Below are 18,535 nucleotides of genomic sequence, written 5' to 3'. Positions count from 1 at the left end.
ACTGTGGGAAAAACCTCCTGGATTAGCTATAGGAAAACTTTCCGACGAAGTGCACATTGAAGGTCTGCTTAGCGATGTCTGACGGATGAGCTAGGAAATTGAAATGAAAACGTAGAGTAAGCCATGTCCGACCACGATATTTTGAGTGACGCCGAGCGCGAGGCGCTGATTGCGGTCATGCAGGAACCTGACCTGCCGCCGCAGCGGGTGCTGATCGTCGACGACGATAAAGACGCGCGTGAGCTGCTGTCGGAGATTCTGGCGCTGGACGGGGTGCGCTGCATGACTGCCGCCAGTGGCGAAACTGCACTCAAGATGTTGGAGACCATGCCATCGATTGGCTTGGTGATTACCGATCTGCGGATGGGAAATGTCGATGGTCTGGACCTGATCCGGCAGGTTCGTGAATCGGTTCGGGCGGCAATGCCGATCATCATTGTTTCCGGTGACGCCGACGTGAAAGATGCGATCGCTGCGATGCATTTGAGCGTGGTTGACTTCCTGCTCAAGCCTGTCGATACCGGCAAGCTGTTGGCGCTGGTCAAGCATGAGTTGGGAATGGATGTGCAGTAATCGAACTGAAACAAAAAAGCCCTGATCTCTCGATCAGGGCTTTTTTTTATCCGGCGTCAGCGCTCAGTTACAGGCCATTGGCAGCCTTGAACTCGCGGCGACGACGGTGCAGGACCGGCTCGGTGTAGCCGTTCGGCTGCTTCGTGCCTTCGACCACCAGTTCGACCGCCGCCTGAAAGGCGATGTTGCTGTCGAAGTTGGGTGCCAGTGGACGGTACAGCGCGTCGTTGGCGTTCTGACGGTCAACCACCGGCGCCATGCGCTTGAGGCTTTCCATGACCTGATCTTCGGTGACGATGCCGTGACGCAGCCAGTTGGCGATGTGCTGGCTGGAAATCCGCAGCGTCGCACGGTCTTCCATCAGACCGATGTCATTGATGTCCGGCACTTTCGAGCAACCGACGCCCTGGTCGATCCAGCGCACCACGTAACCGAGAATGCCCTGGGCGTTGTTGTCCAGTTCGTTCTTGATCTGCTCTGCAGTCCAGTCTGGATTGACGGCCAACGGGATGGTCAGGATGTCATCCACCGAAGCGCGCGCACGTTTGGCCAGTTCGGCCTGACGGGTGAACACGTCGACCTTGTGGTAGTGCAGCGCGTGCAGCGCAGCAGCGGTCGGCGATGGAACCCAAGCGGTGTTGGCGCCGGCCATCGGGTGAGCGATTTTCTGTTCGAGCATTGCTGCCATCAGGTCCGGCATGGCCCACATGCCTTTACCGATCTGGGCACGACCTTGCAGGCCGGTACTCAACCCGATATCGACGTTCCAGTTCTCGTAGGCGCCGATCCACTTCTCAGCCTTCATGTCGGCCTTGCGCACCATCGGGCCGGCTTCCATGGAGGTGTGGATTTCATCGCCGGTACGGTCGAGGAAACCGGTGTTGATGAACACTACACGCTCGCTGGCGGCCTTGATGCAGGCCTTGAGGTTGATCGTGGTACGGCGTTCCTCGTCCATGATCCCGACTTTCAGCGTGTTGCGCGGCAGACCGAGTACTTCTTCGATGCGACCGAACAACTCGTTGGTGAACGCCGCTTCTTCCGGGCCGTGCATCTTCGGCTTCACGATATAGACCGAGCCAGTACGGCTGTTCTTGCGCGAGTTATTGCCGTTGAGGCTGTGGATCGCTGCCAGGCTGGTGACCAGGCCGTCGAGAATGCCTTCCGGCACTTCATTGCCATCCTTGTCGAGGATCGCATCGATGGTCATCAGGTGACCGACGTTACGCACGAACAGCAGCGAGCGACCGTGCAGGCTCAGTTCTTTACCATCGACACCGGTATAAGTGCGATCGGCGTTCATGGTGCGGGTAAAGGTCTGACCGCCCTTGGAGACTTCTTCTGACAGATCGCCCTTCATCAGGCCGAGCCAGTTGCGGTAAATCACCACTTTGTCATCGGCATCGACGGCGGCGACGGAATCTTCGCAGTCCATGATGGTGGTCAGCGCGGCTTCCATCAGGATGTCTTTGAGGCCGGCAGCATCGGTCTGGCCGACCGGGGTGCTGGCGTCGACCTGGATTTCGAAGTGCAGGCCGTTGTTCTTCAGCAGGATCGCGGTCGGTGCGGCTGCATCGCCGTGGAAACCGATCAGCTGTGCATCGTTGCGCAGGCCGGTATTGCTGCCGCCTTTGAGGGCGACCACCAGTTTGCCGTCAACGATCTTGTAGCCGGTGGAATCGACGTGAGTGCCGGCAGCCAATGGCGCCGCTTCGTCGAGGAAGGCGCGGGCGAAGGCGATGACCTTGTCACCGCGAACCTTGTTGTAGCCTTTGCCTTTTTCCGCGCCGTCAGCCTCGCTGATGGCGTCGGTGCCGTAGAGCGCGTCATACAGCGAACCCCAACGGGCGTTCGAGGCATTGAGCGCGAAGCGGGCGTTCATCACCGGAACCACGAGCTGTGGGCCGGCCATGCGGGCGATTTCGTCATCGACGTTTTGCGTCGTTGCCTGGAAATCAGCCGCTTCTGGCAGCAGATAACCGATGTCTTGCAAGAAGGCTTTATAGGCCACGGCGTCGTGTGGTTGACCGGCACGGGATTGGTGCCAGCCATCGATACGAGCCTGGATATCACCGCGTTTGGCGAGTAGGGCTTTGTTCTTCGGTGCCAGGTCATGAATGACCTTGTCGGCACCGGCCCAGAACTTATCGGCGGTGAGGCCGGTACCGGGAATGGCTTCGTTGTTCACGAAGTCGAACAGGACTTTGGCGACCTGCAGGCCACCGACTTGAACGTGTTCAGTCATTGCTTGCCTCACTCTGCTCAGCTATTTCGCTTTTCAGCTCTTCAATTTTGACAATGAAGCCTCTGGCCATTTAAACCACAAACCCGTCTGCCAGTACATGCCCGTTCGGGCGGCTGGGTTCGGTCCAATCAACGGCTTGGATGCCTTGCTGACGGGGCTTTCAGGGTTGCGACTGTGCCTGTGGCAGACATCGATCCAACGTTATGTAGTGCGCGCTGCGGCATACTACATGATGAATTGCGGTTGTGAAAATTAGACTAATTACGTCGTTCTGCGACCCCATGACGCATTGCAGTCATGCTGGGGAACGGGATGTTCTCAAAAAACTATTGGATTGTTCCAGTTAAATATAAAAACTTGTACACATAATCTTCGGTTCACTGCTATGGCGCTTTGGTTTTCCGAGGCGCCGAGCCGATTCCCGACCCTTGCCTATACTTGGTCTTCTATAACAAAAGTCATGACAAGAGGGCTGCGCCATGGACCACCTCGTACTCACTGTATTCGCTCCAGACAAGCCAGGGCAGGTCGAGCGCATCGCCCAGTGCATTGCCGAGCACGGCGGTAACTGGCTGGAAAGTCGCATGTCACGCATGGCCGGGCAGTTCGCCGGGATTCTTCGTGTGGGCGTGCCGGCCGAGGCCTACGATGAACTGGTGGATGCCCTACAGGCGTTGTCCGCCCATGGCATTCGCGTGCTGATTGCCGAAAGCGGCATCGAGCAATCGTGCACCTGGAAACCGATTGCCATGGAATTGGTGGGCAATGACCGCCCTGGGATCGTACGCGACATCACGCGTCTGCTGAGTGAGCAGGGGGTGAACCTGGAGCGTCTGGTGACCGAAGTACGTCCGGCGCCGATGAGCAGCGAGCCTTTGTTTCACGCTGAAGCGATTCTCGCCGTGCCGCTGACGCTGTCTCTGGACGTGCTGCAATCGCGACTGGAAACCCTGGCGGACGATTTGATGGTCGAATTGGTACTGCGCAGTGAACCCTGAAGAGGTTATCCAAGTTATACGTGCACCTGCCTGTGGATAACCTGTAGAGACAGCCCGCCAGGCCACGTCGGCCGGGGCTCTTCAGATTCTGATCAAAAAACCAGCAGTTTCAACAAGTTGCGCACAAACGCCGGGGATCAGGCTGTGGATAACCTTGGGAATGATCGATACAGGCCACATAGAACGTGGCCTGTGGAGATTAGTATGTTTTTTGATCAGCGGCGGCGACGCAAACTTATCACCGCATCGACGCTGTAAACCGCCAGGCCAGCCCAGATAAAGATGAACGCCACGAGGGTGCTGGATGACAAGTGTTCATCAAACAGCAGAACGGCTTGCAGCAATACCAACGTCGGCGCCAAGTACTGGAGAAATCCCAGCGTCGTGTAAGGCAAATGCCGTGCAGCGGCGTTAAAACACACCAGCGGCACCAACGTCACCGGACCGGCGGCCACCAGCCACCAGGCTTCGGACGTGGTCCAGAATTCGGCTTGAGCGCTGCTCGCGGTGGGGTTGAACAGCAACCACGCGACGGCAATCGGCACCAGCATCCAGGTTTCCACCACCAGTCCAGGTAACGCCTTGACCGGTGCCTGCTTGCGGATCAGTCCGTAAAAGCCGAAGGTCAGCGCCAGCACCAGGGACACCCAAGGCAGGCTGCCGACTTGCCAGACCTGTTGCGCGACGCCGACCGCCGCCAGACCAACCGCCAGCCATTGCATGCGCCGCAGCCGTTCGCCAAGGATCAGCATGCCCAAGAGCACGTTCACCAGCGGGTTGATGTAGTAACCGAGGCTGGCCTCGAGCATGCGCCCGTTGTTCACCGACCAGACGTAGGTCAGCCAGTTGGCCGCAATCAGCGTGCCGCTCAGGGCCAGGATCGCCAGGCGTTTCGGGTTGTCACGCAACTCGCGCCACCAGCCCGGATGTTTCCACACCATCAGCAGCAAGGCGCCGAACAGCGCGGACCAGAGCACGCGGTGGATGATGATCTCCACGGCGGGAACGCTGGCGATGGCTTTGAAGTAGAGCGGGAAAAGTCCCCAGATGATATAGGCACTCAGGCCCAGGATGTACCCGCGACGCGGGTTGGCGGCTTGCATGCAGAATCCTTGCTTAGGCAGCTAACAAAGAGGGGATTGTAAGGAGATTATTCGGAATATGTCGCGGACCTTGTGGGAGCGAGCTTGCTCGCGATGGCGGTAAATCGTTCAACAATGATTTTGAATGTTGGACCGTCATCGCGAGCAAGCTCGCTCCCACAGGGTTTCGAGGTGAGTCAGAAGAGTTTTAGGGGTTCTTCATTCAGGGCTGCAAGTTGTTCGCGCAAGGCCAACACTTGGTCGCCCCAATACCGTTCACTGCCGAACCACGGAAAACTGTGCGGGAACGCCGGGTCGTCCCAGCGGCGGGCGAGCCAGGCGCTGTAGTGCATCAGGCGCAAGGCGCGCAGCGGTTCGATCAACGCCAGTTCCCGCGGATCGAAGTCGTGGAACTCACTGTAGCCGTCCATCAATTCCGACAACTGACCGAGACATTCCTGATGATCACCCGCCAGCATCATCCAGATGTCCTGGACCGCCGGGCCCATGCGACAGTCGTCCAGGTCGACGATGTGGAACATCTCGTCGCGGCACATCATGTTGCCGGGGTGGCAGTCGCCGTGCATGCGGATGTTCTTGTGCGGCGTAACGTTGTAGACCTCTTCCACACGCTTGAGCAGGTCGCGGGCCACCGACTCGTAGGCTGGCAGCAAACTGCGCGGTATGAAATTGCCTTCGAGCAATGTCGTCAGCGAGTCATGACCGAAGTTCTTCACGCCCAGCGCTTCGCGGTGTTCGAACGGCTTTGTAGCGCCGACGGCGTGCAGGCGACCGAGCAGTTGGCCGAGGCGATACAGCTGATCGAGATTGCCGGGCTCTGGCGCACGGCCACCACGGCGGGGGAACAGGGTGAATCGGAAACCGGCGTGTTCATGCAGGCTGGCACCGTTGTGAATCATCGGCGCGACCACCGGCACGTCGCACTCGGCGAGTTCGAAGGTGAATTGGTGCTCTTCGAGAATCGCTTCGTTGGTCCAGCGCTGCGGACGGTAGAACTTGGCGATCAGCGGCTCGGAGTCTTCGATGCCGACCTGATAGACACGGTTCTCATAGCTGTTGAGCGCCAGAATGCGCGCGTCGCTGAGAAAGCCGATGCTTTCGACGGCATCGAGCACGAGGTCTGGGGTGAGGGTTGCAAACGGGTGGGCCATGCTGACTCCTGCGCGCAGCAGGCTGCCGCGTCCGGCCAAGCATGGTAGCGCAGACGGGGGTTCTTTAGGGGCTGGGCTTGAGATGAGTGGTGTTTGTGATGCCGCCATCGCGAGCAAGCTCGCTCCCACACTGGACCTGCGACACTCCGCAAATCCCATGTGGGAGCGAGCTTGCTCGCGATGGCGGCCTATCAGGCGCCGACGATCCCGCCATCTTCCCGGGAAATCGCCATCACCGAAGACCGCGGCTTGCCATTCGGCAGATGCTCAGGGAACGTCGACCCACCGTTCTCCCCCGGATGCTGAATTCCGACAAACAAAGTCTTCTGGTCCGGCGAGAAGCTGATCCCTGTCACCTCACAGCCCACCGGCCCGACCATGAAACGACGAATCTCCCCGGTTACCGGGTCAGCGCAGAGCATCTGATTGTTGCCCATTCCCGCGAAATCACCGGCATTGCTCGAGTCGCCATCGGTTTGAATCCACAACCGTCCGGCATCATCGAAAGCCAACCCATCCGGGCTGTTAAACATGTTCTGTGGCGTGATGTTCGACGAACCGCCCTTCGGCGTGCCGGCGTGGACGCCCGGGTTGCCGGCGACCACGAACAGATCCCAGGCAAAGCTTTTTGAACCGTGATCGTCACGCTCGGTGCGCCAGCGCAGAATCTGCCCATAGACGTTTTTCTCGCGCGGGTTGGGTCCGCCCACCGGCTGGCCATCCTCGCCACGCTTGGCGTTGTTGGTCAGCGTGCAATACACCTGGCCATCCTTGGGGCTGACGACGATCCACTCCGGACGGTCCATGCGCGTGGCTTTCACCGCGCTGGCCGCGAGGCGCGCGTGAATCAGCACTTCGGCCTGATCGGCGAAACCGCTGCTGGCGTCGATGCCGTTTTTGCCGTGGGTCAGTTCGATCCATTCGCCCTGGCCTTTTGGGTGATCGGCGTTGCCGTCGCCCGCGTCGAAGCGCGCCACGTACAAGGTGCCGTGGTCCAGCAGGTCGCGGTTGGCCTTGGGGTTTTTGTGGTTGATCTTGTCGCGGCTGACGAATTTGTAGATGAACTCGCCGCGCTCGTCGTCGCCCATGTACACCACGGCGTGACCGTCATTGGTTTCGGCAAGGGCTGCGTTTTCATGTTTGAAACGACCCAGCGCGGTGCGTTTGACCGGCGTCGATTGCGGGTCGAACGGGTCGATTTCCACCACCCAGCCGTGACGGTTGAGTTCGTTGGGGTTTTTCGCCAGGTCGAAGCGTTCATCGTGTTGATGCCAGTTGATCTCTTTGCTGGCCGCCACCGCGCCGTAGCGTTTCTGCGCGGCGTCGAACTTTTGCTCGGCACTGCTGCTGCCAAAGCAGTCGGTGAAGTTCTCTTCGCAGGTCAGATACGTGCCCCACGGCGTCTTGCCGTTGGCGCAATTCTGGAAGGTGCCAAGGACGTTCTTGCCGTGTGGGTCGGCACTGGTTTTCAACAACGCGTGGCCGGCGGCCGGACCGCTCAGACTGATCGGCGCGTTGCCGTGAATGCGCCGGTTGTAGCGCGAGCCCTGGACGAAATGCCACTGGCTGTTCTTGCGCTGCACTTCGATCACTGACACGCCTTCACAGGCCAACGCCTTGCGCACGTCTGCAGCCGACTGCGGCATGCCGCCGTGAGCGTAGAGGTAGCGATAGTTGGTGTATTCGTTGTTGATCGCCATCAGCGCCCGGTTGTTGTCACCGGGAAATTCGAACAGGCTCATGCCGTCGTTGTTGTCGCCGAACTGGATTTCCTGATGCTCGGCCGTGCCGTTGCCACTCGCGTCGAACGCCGGGCCGTTGTTCTGCAGGGGCTGCCCCCAACTGATCAACACCGAAGACTTGTAGCCTGGGGGCAGGCTGATGGCGTCGCTGGTGGCGGCGGAAATACTGTCAAAACCCAACAGTTTGCTGGAGCCGGCGCTGACGCTGGCGGCCAGCACGCTGCGGCTCAGCAGGTTGCCGCCCAGGAACATTGCTGCACCGCAAAGGGCGCCGGCGCTGATGAAGCCACGACGGCTGAGACCGACCATTTTCTCGAGGTCGGTGGATTGGTTGTCTTCTAATAGGCTCACATCAGGCTCCCTGCGGGTTTTTGCAGTCACCTTAAAGCGCGTTAATGACGCTAATGTTTCAGAGCGGTGTACCGAGCAAAACGTTGGACGGGGCAAATTGCACCCGCACCGGTTTGCCGGGGGCAAGCCCGAGGGTTCGCATGTGCAGCGGTTCGGCCAGTGCACACAGCGTCTGCCCATTGGGCAGGCCGATACGTACTTCGCTGGGTCCGTCTTCTGCGTCGAGAATTTCTTCGATGATGCCGTTTAGGCAATTGTTGCCGGCTATTGCGTCTTGGTCGATACCCAGCAATTCCAGCCAGCCGGCCTTGATCAGTGCGACCACTTCGGTGCCGGTTTCAAGCTCCAGACGCAGGGTGCTGTCATGAGTGATCTGTGCATCGATGCTCAAGCCTTCTGCCAATTCAAGACGAATCCGGTCGTTGTGCCCTTGGTTATCGGTCGCCACGACCTTTCCATGCAGTTGATTACGCGCGCTGGTTCTGAGCATCAGTCGACCGAGCAGGTCAAGATCGCTGGCATCTTCAGCAGCTTCCAGCACTTGGGCCTGTAAGGCCTGGAGCTTTTGATACAGACGCAATACGCGCTCGCCCTCGCTTGAGAGTTTGGCGCCACCGCCGCCCTTGCCGCCGACACTGCGTTCCACTAGCGGTTTTTGCGCGAGGTTGTTCAACTCGTCGATGGCATCCCACGCGGCCTTGTAGCTCAGACCCGCGCTTTTCGCGGCGCGGGTGATCGAGCCTTGTTCGGCGATATGTTGCAGCAACGCGATGCGCTGCGGACGACGGACAATGTGCTGGGACAACAATGTAGGCAAGGACATGGCAAGACGCTTTGGGCTGTGACGATGGGGAGGACGTTGGCGGCTTGGGGCTCGGGAGTCAAGTCAGGCCATATCACCGGGTTTGGGTGTGCGGGCCAGGCAATAGACGTCGACCCGCGCGGCGCCGGCGTCCATCAACAAGCGAGCCAATGCCTGGGCCGTGGCGCCGGTGGTCAGCACGTCATCCACCAGCGCCAGGTGACGACCGTTGATGGAAGCATCGGCTGCCAGAGCAAAGGCGTTACGCAGATTCTTTTTGCGAGCGTCGGCATTCAGGTCCTGTTGCGCGTTGGTGTCCTGAATCCTCAGCAACAGCGTTTCATCGCAAGGAATGTCGAGGCTGACGGAAAGCCAGCGGGCGAGCATCGCGGCTTGGTTGAAACCGCGTTGGCGCAGACGTTTGGAGGCCATCGGAACCGGGATAAGCGCATCCGGCCGATCCAGATCCTCATCGAAGCGATGTTGCAGGTATTGACCGAGAAGTTCGGCGAGCAGGCGGCCAAACGGCCACTTGGCGCTGTGCTTGAAGCGTGTGATCAGCGTGTCGACGGGAAAGCTGTAAGTCCAGGGCGCGGCGACCCGCTCGAAGGCCGGCGGTTGCTTCAAACATTGGCCACACGTCAGGCCCGCCGCGGGCAAGGGCAGTGCGCAGGTCTGGCATTGATCGCCCAGCCAGGGCAACTCCGTTTCACAGGCCATGCAGATCGGCGTGCTTTCATCCGCCGCTTCTGCGCAGAGCAGGCAAAATTGTTTGTTTTTTAACCAGATGTAAACCGGTCCATCGTATCGTGGTTGACAGCGCATCGCTCTTCCTTAAATATGCCGAACATCCGTGTCGCGTCTGTGGGTATTCCATTCCCCAGCCGCAAGCCATGCATAAAACAAGGAAACGCCCATGAGCGCCAGCACCACTGCAACCCTGCGTCATGACTGGTCTTTGGCCGAAGTCAAAGCACTCTTCGTTCAGCCATTCAATGACCTGCTGTTTCAGGCGCAGACGGTGCACCGCGCACATTTCGACGCCAACCGGGTCCAGGTGTCGACGCTGCTGTCGATCAAAACCGGTGCCTGCCCGGAAGATTGCAAATATTGTCCGCAGTCCGGTCACTACAACACCGGCCTGGAAAAAGAAAAGCTGATGGAAGTGCAGAAGGTCCTCGAAGAGGCCGCTCGCGCCAAGGCCATCGGTTCTACCCGTTTCTGCATGGGCGCGGCGTGGAAACATCCGTCGGCCAAAGACATGCCTTACGTGCTGGAAATGGTCAAAGGCGTGAAAGCCATGGGCCTGGAAACCTGCATGACCCTCGGTCGCCTGGATCAGGATCAGACCGAAGCGTTGGCCAACGCCGGCCTCGACTACTACAACCACAACCTCGATACGTCGCCTGAGTTCTACGGCAGCATCATCACCACCCGTACTTACAGCGAGCGCCTGCAAACCCTGGCCTATGTACGTGATTCGGGAATGAAGATCTGCTCCGGCGGCATCCTCGGCATGGGCGAGTCGCTTGATGACCGCGCCAATCTGCTGATCCAGTTGGCCAACCTGCCGGAGCATCCTGAGTCGGTGCCGATCAACATGCTGGTGAAAGTCGCCGGTACGCCGCTGGAAAATGCCGACGATATCGACCCGTTCGACTTCATCCGCATGCTCGCTGTCGCCCGCATCCTGATGCCGCAATCCCACGTGCGCCTGTCCGCCGGCCGCGAAGCGATGAACGAGCAGATGCAGGCCCTGGCGTTCTTCGCCGGTGCCAACTCGATTTTCTACGGCGATAAATTGCTGACCACCGCCAACCCGCAGGCCGACAAGGACATGCAACTGTTCTCGCGACTGGGCATCCTGCCGGAAGCGCGCGAAGAGCACGCTGACGAAGTCCATCAGGCGGCTATCGAGCAGGCGCTGGTGGAGCAGAAGAGCAGCGAGCAGTTCTATAACGCTGCTGTTTGAAGCCTCCACCGATTCCTCTGAAGGAATGCAAAACACTGTGGGAGCGAGCTTGCTCGCGATGACGGACTGACATTCAACATTGATGTCGACTGGGCCGACGCCATCGCGAGCAAGCTCGCTCCCACAGGGACCAGTGCAACTTTCGCACTCTGTGATCTGACCTTTGAGGCCTGCATGTCTTTCGATCTCGCCGCGCGCCTTGCTGCCCGTCGTGCCGAAAATCTTTATCGCCAACGCCCATTGCTCGAAAGCCCTCAAGGCCCGGAAGTGGTGGTCGATGGTCAGCCGTTGCTGGCGTTCTGTAACAACGACTACCTGGGCCTCGCCAATCACCCGCAAGTGATCGAAGCCTGGCGCGCCGGGGCAACCCGTTGGGGTGTCGGCGGCGGGGCGTCGCACTTGGTCATCGGCCACAGCAGCCCGCATCACGCGCTGGAAGAGGCCTTGGCCGATTTCACCGGTCGCCCACGCGCGTTGCTATTCACCACGGGTTACATGGCCAACCTCGGCGCAGTCACTGCGTTGGTGGGGCAGGGCGATACGGTGCTGGAAGACCGGCTCAATCACGCGTCACTGCTGGATGCGGGGCTGTTGTCCGGTGCGCGCTTCAATCGCTACCTGCACAACGACGCGGCGAGTCTGGCCAAGCGTCTAGAGAAGGCCACCGGTAACACCCTGGTCGTCACCGACGGCGTGTTCAGCATGGACGGCGACATCGCCGACCTGCCGGCGCTGGCTCGGGAGGCAAAAGCCAAAGGTGCATGGTTGATGGTCGATGACGCTCACGGGTTTGGTCCGCTGGGCGCCCATGGCGGCGGGATCGTCGAGCATTTCGGCCTGAGTCAGGAAGACGTACCGGTATTGGTCGGCACCCTCGGCAAGGCGTTCGGTACGGCCGGGGCTTTTGTCGCCGGCAGCGAAGAGCTGATCGAGAGCCTGATCCAGTTCGCCCGTCCTTACATTTACACAACGAGCCAGCCGCCTGCGCTGGCCTGCGCAACGCTGAAAAGCCTTGAGCTGCTGCGTAGCGAACACTGGCGACGTGAGCATCTGAAAACGCTGATCCGCCAATTCCGCCACGGTGCCGAGCAGATCGGCCTGGAGTTGATGGACAGCTTCACGCCGATCCAGCCGATCATGATCGGCGATGCCGGGCGTGCGGTTCGACTGTCGCAGATGTTGCGCGAACGCGGTCTGATGGTGACAGCGATTCGTCCACCGACCGTGCCCGCCGGCAGCGCTCGTCTGCGCGTGACCCTGACCGCCGCGCACAGCGAAGCGCAGGTGCAGCTATTGTTAAATGGACTGGCCGATTGTTTTCAACAACTGGGACCGGAGCCAAGCCATGCGTAATCGTTTGATTCTGCTGCCTGGCTGGGGCCTCGGCATTTCGCCGCTGGAACCTTTGGCCGCCGCGTTACAGGGGCTGGATGAACACCTGCAGGTCGAGATCGAACCATTGCCAGAGTTGGTGTCGAGCACGCTTGAAGAATGGCTCGATGAACTCGATTCGACGGTGCCTCAGGATGTCTGGCTCGGTGGCTGGTCCCTGGGCGGCATGCTCGCTTCCGAGTTGGCGGCGCGGCGCGGCGATCGTTGCTGCGGCTTGCTGACCCTGGCGAGCAATCCTTCGTTTGTCGCCCATGAGCAGTGGCCGAGCGCGATGCCCGGTGAGACCTTCGATGCGTTTCTGGCGGGTTGTCACACCGATCCGCGCATAACGTTGAAACGCTTTTCGCTGCTCTGTGCCCAGGGCGCTAAAGATCCACGCGGGTTGTCGCGGCTGTTGCTCGGTGGCGCGCCACACACGTCGCCTGATGTGCTGATGAGCGGCCTGGAGTTGCTCGCACAATTGGATACCCGCGAGGCATTACAGGCATTCCGCGGTCCGCAATTGCATTTGTTCGCCGGCCTCGACGGACTGGTTCCGGCCGAAGCGGCGGGGGACCTGCTGGCATTGCTGCCGGACGTCGAAATCGGTCTGATTGAACAGGCCAGCCACGCGTTTCTTCTGGAAGACCCCCACGGTGTGGCGGGGGCGATCCAGGCCTTTTTGCATGAGTTCGGTGATGACTGATTTATCCCTTCCTAACCTGCCCGGCGGTTTGCCCGATAAACGCCAGGTGGCGGCATCCTTTTCCCGTGCGGCGGCGAGCTACGACAGCGTGGCCGAATTGCAGCGTGATGTTGGCAGCCAATTGTTGAGCCGGTTGCCGGAGGGTTTTTCCCCGGCTCGCTGGTTGGATCTGGGCTGCGGCACCGGGCATTTCAGCCGCGCATTGGGCGAGCGATTTCCTGCCAGTAACGGACTGGCATTGGACATCGCCGAGGGCATGCTCAATCATGCCCGGCCATTGGGGGGTGCAACGCATTTCATTGCAGGCGATGCCGAGCGGTTGCCGTTGCAGGATTCAACCTGCGATTTGATCTTCTCCAGCCTGGCGGTGCAGTGGTGTGCAGACTTCGCCTCGGTGCTCAGTGAGGCACATCGGGTGCTAAAACCGGGCGGAGTTTTCGCGTTTGCTAGTCTGTGCGTGGGCACGTTGTTTGAACTGCGTGACAGCTGGCGTCAGGTGGACGGCATGGTGCACGTCAACCGCTTCCGCGAGTTCGGGGTTTATCAACAGCTGTGCGCGGCCAGCGGTTTGAGCGTCGCGAGCCTGGAAACCCGGCCGCACGTGTTGCATTACCCGGATGTGCGCAGCCTGACCCATGAACTCAAGGCACTGGGCGCGCACAACCTGAACCCCGGTCGGCCGGGTGGTTTGACCGGCAGGGCGCGGATCCTCGGCTTGATCGAGGCCTATGAGCAATTTCGTCAGGTCGAAGGTCTGCCGGCGACTTATCAAGTGGTGTACGCCGTTTTGGAGAAACCCTAATGAGCTCAGCGTATTTCATCACCGGCACGGACACTGACGTCGGCAAAACCACCATTGCCGCAGGCTTGCTGCATGCCGCGCGGTCGGCGGGATTGAGTACGGCGGCGGGCAAGCCGGTCGCCTCCGGCTGCGATGTGACGCCCAAGGGCTTGCGCAACGCCGATGCATTGGCGTTGCTGGCGGAGTGCTCGGTGCCTTTGACTTATGCACAGGTCAACCCTGTGGCGTTCGAACCCGCCATCGCTCCGCATCTGGCGGCACGGGAGGCCGGTGTGGCATTGACGGTGCAATCATTGTTGGCGCCAATGCGGGAGATCCTCGATATGCAGGCGGATTTCACCTTGATCGAAGGTGCCGGAGGCTGGCGGGTGCCTTTGGCAGATCAGGACAATCTGTCGGACTTGGCGATGGCGCTGGATCTGCCAGTGATTCTGGTGGTGGGTGTGCGTCTGGGTTGCATCAACCATGCGCTGCTGACGGCCGAGGCAATTGCTCAGGACGGTTTGCAGTTGGCAGGGTGGGTGGCCAATATCATCGATCCGAAGACTGCGCGTCTGGAAGAAAACCTTGCGACCCTCGCTGAGCGGATCCCGGCACCGTGCCTGGGGCGGGTGCCGAAACTCAAGTTGGTGACCGCCGAGGCGGTGGCCGAGCATCTTCAACTGGACTTGCTGGACTGAAGGTTTTTGGCTGGGGTTTTAACTATGACAAGGCACTGTGCCATTAGTGTTTTTGTCGGGCCTTTTGCTGGTGGGTCTGGTTCAATGGCCGCTGTTGATCCTTTGCAAGGACGAGTTCTCCCATGGAAATCTCAGGAAACACCGCTTTTTATGCCGGTCTGAGCACTATTCAGACAGGGCAGAACCGTGTCGATCAAGCCTCTGGCCAGATCGCCAACACTACGATCGAGCGCTCGGTGACCAGCCAGTCTTCCGAGGCTCAGGTTGATCGTCTGCGTTCAGTCGATCGCAGTCAGCAGTCGGACCTGGCCAGTAACATGGTCGAGATGTCCCAGGGCAAATTTCAAATTGAGCTGGGTGCCAAAGTCGCCAAGGCATCCGACGAAGTGCTCGGTACGTTGATCGATACATTCGCCTGATCCCTCGCTCAATCCGCTTCTTCGACGCCGCGACTTTTCGCGGCGTTTTTCCGCGTAAGTCTTTCTCGCACAACTAATCTTTCCTGCACTGCGTGTTGCTCAGTCATCGGTGTTGCCCTGCGCTGTGCCCGGTATTCCCATGGCGTGATGACGAATGGCAAAAGATCGGCGCTTGACAAGATTTAGGCGTAAACGTATGTTTCAAACAACTGTTTGACCGCCACAATAAATCAACGCGGTCGTTCATTCCCGGTTACATCAGCAGAGGTTTATCGCTATGCCTGACTACAAGGCCCCCTTGCGTGATATTCGCTTCGTTCGTGACGAGCTGCTCGGCTACGAAGCGCACTATCAGAGCCTTCCGGCTTGCCAGGACGCAACTCCAGACATGGTTGACGCCATTCTCGAAGAAGGCGCCAAGTTTTGTGAGCAGGTGCTGGCTCCGCTGAACCGCGTGGGTGACACCGAAGGTTGCACCTGGAGCGAGTCCGGCGTTAAAACCCCGACTGGCTTCAAAGAAGCCTACAAACAATTCGTCGAAGGCGGCTGGCCAAGCCTGGCCCACGACGTAGAGCACGGCGGCCAGGGCCTGCCGGAGTCTCTGGGTCTGGCCGTCAGCGAAATGGTTGGCGAAGCCAACTGGTCGTGGGGCATGTACCCAGGCCTGTCCCACGGCGCGATGAACACCATTTCCGAGCACGGCACGCCTGAGCAACAAGAGGCTTACCTGACCAAACTGGTTTCCGGCGAGTGGACCGGCACCATGTGCCTGACCGAACCGCACTGCGGCACCGACCTGGGCATGCTGCGCACCAAGGCCGAACCTCAGGCCGACGGTTCCTACAAAGTATCCGGCACCAAGATCTTCATCTCGGCCGGCGAACACGACATGGCCGATAACATCGTCCACATCGTGCTGGCACGCTTGCCGGATGCACCGGCTGGCACCAAAGGCATTTCGCTGTTCATCGTTCCCAAGTTCATGCCGAACGAAGACGGTTCGATCGGCGCTCGCAACGCCGTGACCTGCGGTTCCCTGGAACACAAGATGGGCATCCACGGTAACGCCACCTGCGTGATGAACTTCGACGCGGCCACCGGTTTCCTCATCGGCCCGGCGAACAAAGGCCTGAACTGCATGTTCACCTTCATGAACACCGCACGTCTGGGGACGGCGCTGCAAGGTCTGGCTCATGCCGAGATCGGCTTCCAGGGCGGTCTGAAATACGCTCGTGATCGTCTGCAAATGCGCTCCCTGACTGGCCCGAAAGCACCAGAAAAAGCCGCTGACCCGATCATCGTTCACCCTGATGTACGTCGCATGCTGTTGACCATGAAGGCCTTCGCCGAAGGCAACCGCGCGATGGTTTACTTCACTGCCAAGCAAGTCGACATCGTCAAGTACGGCGTGGACGAAGAAGAGAAGAAGAAGGCCGACGCACTGCTGGCGTTCATGACGCCGATCGCCAAAGCCTTCATGACTGAAGTCGGCTTCGAATCCGCCAACCACGGCGTGCAAATCTACGGCGGCCACGGCTTCATCGCCGAGTGGGGCATGGAGCAGAACGTTCGCGACAGCCGCATTTCGATGCTGTACGAAGGCACCACCGGTATCCAGGCACTCGACCTGCTGGGCCGTAAAGTGCTGATGACTCAAGGCGAGGCTCTGAAAGGCTTCACCAAGATCGTCCACAAGTTCTGCCAGACCAACGAAGGCAACGAAGCGGTCAAAGAGTTCGTCGAGCCATTGGCTGCGCTGAACAAAGAGTGGGGCGAGCTGACCATGAAGGTCGGTATGGCGGCCATGAAAGACCGCGAAGAAGTCGGCGCGGCGTCGGTGGATTACCTGATGTACTCCGGTTACGCCTGCCTGGCTTACTTCTGGGCTGACATGGCGCGTCTGGCTGCCGAGAAACTGGCTGCCGGCACCACTGAAACGGCGTTCTACACCGCCAAGCTGCAGACTGCGCGCTTCTACTTCCAGCGCATCCTGCCGCGTACCCGCACTCACGTTGTAACCATGCTGTCGGGCGCCAACAACCTGATGGACATGAAAGAAGAAGACTTCGCGCTGGGTTACTAAGTCCCACGCTGTCGCTTCATAAAGCCGCTGCTTCCTCGGGAGCAGCGGCTTTTTTGTGCGCGATATCTACGCGTAAATATTCCTGACTAAAACGCTAAGAAGAACGCCATTGCTGCCGTTAAAGAGGATGGCGATGTGACATGCCGCTCGAAGAGCAGGCACAATGCCATCTTTGTTTGCCGGGTCGGAGCTTTACCCTTGCCGCGTTCTTCCGCTGTACGTTTCAGCCATTTCCTGCCGTCGTTAGTGCTTTTGCTCGCGGGGCTTGCGGCTGCGTACGTGAAGGATCTGAACGTCTTTTTCACCTCGCTGTTCAACGTACTGCCAACGCTGGTGTTGTTGCTCGGCGGTGCTTACTGCGCGGTTTACCGACGTCAGCGTGAGCTGTTTCTGATGGTCACGGTGTACATCGCCTACTTCCTGCTCGACACCCAGACTGATTACTACCGCGACAATGGCAAAGTCCGTGAAGACGCCGCGGTGGTCTTCCATCTGTGCTGCCTGTTGCTGCCGCTGCTCTTTGGCTTGTTCGCCGCCTGGCAGGAGCGCACCCACCTGTTCCAGGACATGGTGGCGCGCTTCGCGGTATTGATGGCCTTCGGTAGCGTGGCGTTGGGGCTGGAACAAAGTTACCCACAGGCGCTGTTGATGTGGCTGTCGGAGATCCGTTGGCCAGCCCTGCATGGCGCCTGGATGAGCTTGATCCAGTTGTCTTATCCAGTGTTCATCGCCTCGTTTGCGTTACTGGTTTGGCAATACTGGCGCAACCCGAGACCCTTGCATGCTGCCCAATTAGTGGGCTTGCTCGGGTTGTTCTGGATGTTGCCGAAAACCTTCATCCTGCCGTTCACCCTGAACATCATGTGCAGTCAGGTGATGTTGATGATTGCCGCAGCGGTCGCCCATGAGGCCTATCAAATGGCCTTCCGCGACGAGCTTACCGGTCTGCCGGGCCGCCGCGCCTTGAACGAGCGGATGCAGCGGTTGGGGCGCAATTACGTGCTGGCGATGAGCGACGTCGATCACTTCAAGAAATTCAACGACACCCACGGCCACGATGTCGGCGATCAGGTACTGCGACTTGTCGCCAGCAAGCTGTCGAAAATCGGCGGAGGCGGAAGGGCGTATCGCTACGGCGGAGAGGAGTTTGCGTTGGTGTTCGCAGGCAAGACCCTCGAAGAGTGCATGCCGCACCTGGAAGTCATCCGCGAATCCATCGCCACCTACAACATTCAGCTGCGCAATCAGGACAGCCGCCCCCAGGACGACCAGCAAGGTCGCCAGCGCCGGGCGGGTTCGGGCGCCTCAAGTGTGTCGGTCACCGTCAGTATTGGTGTCGCCGAACGACTGGAGCAGCGTACCCCCGAAAAAGTGCTCAAATCCGCTGACGAGGCGCTCTACAGCGCCAAGGGTGCGGGGCGAAACTGCGTGGTGGCGTTCGGTCAGAACCGTCGTGGCGCAGTGCGCATGGACGCCGCTACTGATTGAGTGATGATGGCGCATTCAGCGTCTGGACTGTGATTGTGAGGCCGGGTGC

At 59.6% G+C, this 18,535-nt stretch carries 16 protein-coding genes; 10 read left to right on the top strand and 6 right to left on the bottom strand.

Annotated features, from left to right (window positions below):
* Positions 1 to 123: 123 nt before the first annotated feature.
* Positions 124 to 573: a response regulator gene (locus ACYZT7_RS29710; RefSeq protein WP_462039238.1), complete on the top strand. Its 450-nt coding sequence runs from the start codon at positions 124 to 126 to the stop codon at positions 571 to 573.
* A 67-nt stretch (positions 574 to 640) separates the two neighbouring features.
* Here ACYZT7_RS29710 and ACYZT7_RS29705 read toward each other — a convergent pair whose 3' ends face one another.
* Positions 641 to 2,818: a malate synthase G gene (locus ACYZT7_RS29705; RefSeq protein ID WP_462039237.1), complete on the bottom strand. Its 2,178-nt coding sequence runs from the start codon at positions 2,816 to 2,818 to the stop codon at positions 641 to 643.
* Positions 2,819 to 3,297: 479 nt separating this feature from the next.
* On the opposite strand from ACYZT7_RS29705, the gene ACYZT7_RS29700 reads away from it, so the two are divergent.
* A complete protein-coding gene (locus ACYZT7_RS29700) occupies positions 3,298 to 3,816 on the top strand; it encodes a glycine cleavage system transcriptional repressor (RefSeq protein ID WP_007947710.1) in 519 nt (172 codons plus the stop codon).
* A 215-nt stretch (positions 3,817 to 4,031) separates the two neighbouring features.
* On the opposite strand, the gene rarD is transcribed toward ACYZT7_RS29700, so the two are convergent.
* From rarD to ACYZT7_RS29675, 5 genes are all read right to left on the bottom strand, one after another.
* The gene (gene rarD / locus ACYZT7_RS29695; protein ID WP_462039236.1) at positions 4,032 to 4,919 is read right to left on the bottom strand and encodes an EamA family transporter RarD; all 888 of its coding nucleotides are present in this window, start codon (positions 4,917 to 4,919) and stop codon (positions 4,032 to 4,034) included.
* Between the two features lie 176 nt (positions 4,920 to 5,095).
* Positions 5,096 to 6,070, bottom strand: a complete 975-nt coding sequence (locus tag ACYZT7_RS29690) for a serine/threonine protein kinase (RefSeq protein WP_462039235.1) — start codon at positions 6,068 to 6,070, stop codon at positions 5,096 to 5,098.
* A gap of 191 nt (positions 6,071 to 6,261) precedes the next feature.
* A complete protein-coding gene (locus ACYZT7_RS29685) occupies positions 6,262 to 8,163 on the bottom strand; it encodes a PhoX family protein (protein WP_462039234.1) in 1,902 nt (633 codons plus the stop codon).
* Positions 8,164 to 8,221: 58 nt separating this feature from the next.
* Positions 8,222 to 8,986 (bottom strand): TOBE domain-containing protein, encoded by a 765-nt coding sequence (locus ACYZT7_RS29680; protein ID WP_462039233.1) that lies wholly within the window; start codon positions 8,984 to 8,986, stop codon positions 8,222 to 8,224.
* Positions 8,987 to 9,049: 63 nt separating this feature from the next.
* A complete protein-coding gene (locus ACYZT7_RS29675; RefSeq protein WP_462039232.1) occupies positions 9,050 to 9,790 on the bottom strand; it encodes a ComF family protein in 741 nt (246 codons plus the stop codon).
* Between the two features lie 91 nt (positions 9,791 to 9,881).
* Here ACYZT7_RS29675 and bioB point away from each other — a divergent pair, with 91 nt between their 5' ends.
* From bioB to ACYZT7_RS29635, 8 genes are all read left to right on the top strand, one after another.
* Positions 9,882 to 10,937: a biotin synthase BioB gene (bioB, locus tag ACYZT7_RS29670; protein WP_449645297.1), complete on the top strand. Its 1,056-nt coding sequence runs from the start codon at positions 9,882 to 9,884 to the stop codon at positions 10,935 to 10,937.
* A gap of 174 nt (positions 10,938 to 11,111) precedes the next feature.
* On the top strand, positions 11,112 to 12,290 hold the full coding sequence (bioF, locus tag ACYZT7_RS29665; protein ID WP_462039231.1) for an 8-amino-7-oxononanoate synthase: 1,179 nt from the start codon (positions 11,112 to 11,114) through the stop codon (positions 12,288 to 12,290).
* Positions 12,283 to 13,014, top strand: coding sequence for an alpha/beta fold hydrolase (locus tag ACYZT7_RS29660; protein WP_462039230.1), 732 nt, complete (start codon positions 12,283 to 12,285; stop codon positions 13,012 to 13,014). Before bioF ends, ACYZT7_RS29660 begins: the two co-directional genes overlap by 8 nt.
* Positions 13,007 to 13,816, top strand: a complete 810-nt coding sequence (gene bioC, locus ACYZT7_RS29655; RefSeq protein ID WP_462039229.1) for a malonyl-ACP O-methyltransferase BioC — start codon at positions 13,007 to 13,009, stop codon at positions 13,814 to 13,816. Before ACYZT7_RS29660 ends, bioC begins: the two co-directional genes overlap by 8 nt.
* Complete coding sequence (gene bioD, locus ACYZT7_RS29650; RefSeq protein WP_462039228.1) at positions 13,816 to 14,496, top strand: dethiobiotin synthase; 681 nt, start codon at positions 13,816 to 13,818, stop codon at positions 14,494 to 14,496. Before bioC ends, bioD begins: the two co-directional genes overlap by 1 nt.
* Before the next feature lie 122 nt (positions 14,497 to 14,618).
* Positions 14,619 to 14,915 carry a pyrroloquinoline quinone biosynthesis protein PqqE gene (locus tag ACYZT7_RS29645; protein ID WP_462039227.1) on the top strand — a complete coding sequence of 99 codons (297 nt, stop codon included), beginning with the start codon at positions 14,619 to 14,621 and terminating at the stop codon, positions 14,913 to 14,915.
* Between the two features lie 277 nt (positions 14,916 to 15,192).
* Positions 15,193 to 16,998 carry a phenylacyl-CoA dehydrogenase gene (locus ACYZT7_RS29640; protein WP_462039226.1) on the top strand — a complete coding sequence of 602 codons (1,806 nt, stop codon included), beginning with the start codon at positions 15,193 to 15,195 and terminating at the stop codon, positions 16,996 to 16,998.
* Between the two features lie 198 nt (positions 16,999 to 17,196).
* Positions 17,197 to 18,486 (top strand): GGDEF domain-containing protein, encoded by a 1,290-nt coding sequence (locus ACYZT7_RS29635; protein WP_462039225.1) that lies wholly within the window; start codon positions 17,197 to 17,199, stop codon positions 18,484 to 18,486.
* Positions 18,487 to 18,535 lie beyond the last annotated feature (49 nt).

The organism is Pseudomonas sp. RT4P38, assembly GCF_054897765.1.
The sequence above is the reverse complement of the archived record's forward strand: the minus strand, read 5'-3'. Positions and strand labels throughout refer to the sequence as shown.

Bases quoted from the DNA above. Each gene is read 5' to 3' on its own strand.
- bioC (WP_462039229.1), top strand. From the start codon at position 13,007: ATGACTGATTTATCCCTTCCTAACCTGCCCGGCGGTTTGCCCGATAAA.
- ACYZT7_RS29660 (WP_462039230.1), top strand. From the start codon at position 12,283: ATGCGTAATCGTTTGATTCTGCTGCCTGGCTGGGGCCTCGGCATTTCG.
- ACYZT7_RS29645 (WP_462039227.1), top strand. From the start codon at position 14,619: ATGGAAATCTCAGGAAACACCGCTTTTTATGCCGGTCTGAGCACTATT.
- bioB (WP_449645297.1), top strand. From the start codon at position 9,882: ATGAGCGCCAGCACCACTGCAACCCTGCGTCATGACTGGTCTTTGGCC.
- ACYZT7_RS29700 (WP_007947710.1), top strand. From the start codon at position 3,298: ATGGACCACCTCGTACTCACTGTATTCGCTCCAGACAAGCCAGGGCAG.
- rarD (WP_462039236.1), bottom strand. From the start codon at position 4,919: ATGCAAGCCGCCAACCCGCGTCGCGGGTACATCCTGGGCCTGAGTGCC.
- ACYZT7_RS29675 (WP_462039232.1), bottom strand. From the start codon at position 9,790: ATGCGCTGTCAACCACGATACGATGGACCGGTTTACATCTGGTTAAAA.
- bioD (WP_462039228.1), top strand. From the start codon at position 13,816: ATGAGCTCAGCGTATTTCATCACCGGCACGGACACTGACGTCGGCAAA.
- ACYZT7_RS29705 (WP_462039237.1), bottom strand. From the start codon at position 2,818: ATGACTGAACACGTTCAAGTCGGTGGCCTGCAGGTCGCCAAAGTCCTG.
- ACYZT7_RS29680 (WP_462039233.1), bottom strand. From the start codon at position 8,986: ATGTCCTTGCCTACATTGTTGTCCCAGCACATTGTCCGTCGTCCGCAG.
- ACYZT7_RS29710 (WP_462039238.1), top strand. From the start codon at position 124: ATGTCCGACCACGATATTTTGAGTGACGCCGAGCGCGAGGCGCTGATT.
- ACYZT7_RS29640 (WP_462039226.1), top strand. From the start codon at position 15,193: ATGCCTGACTACAAGGCCCCCTTGCGTGATATTCGCTTCGTTCGTGAC.
- ACYZT7_RS29690 (WP_462039235.1), bottom strand. From the start codon at position 6,070: ATGGCCCACCCGTTTGCAACCCTCACCCCAGACCTCGTGCTCGATGCC.
- bioF (WP_462039231.1), top strand. From the start codon at position 11,112: ATGTCTTTCGATCTCGCCGCGCGCCTTGCTGCCCGTCGTGCCGAAAAT.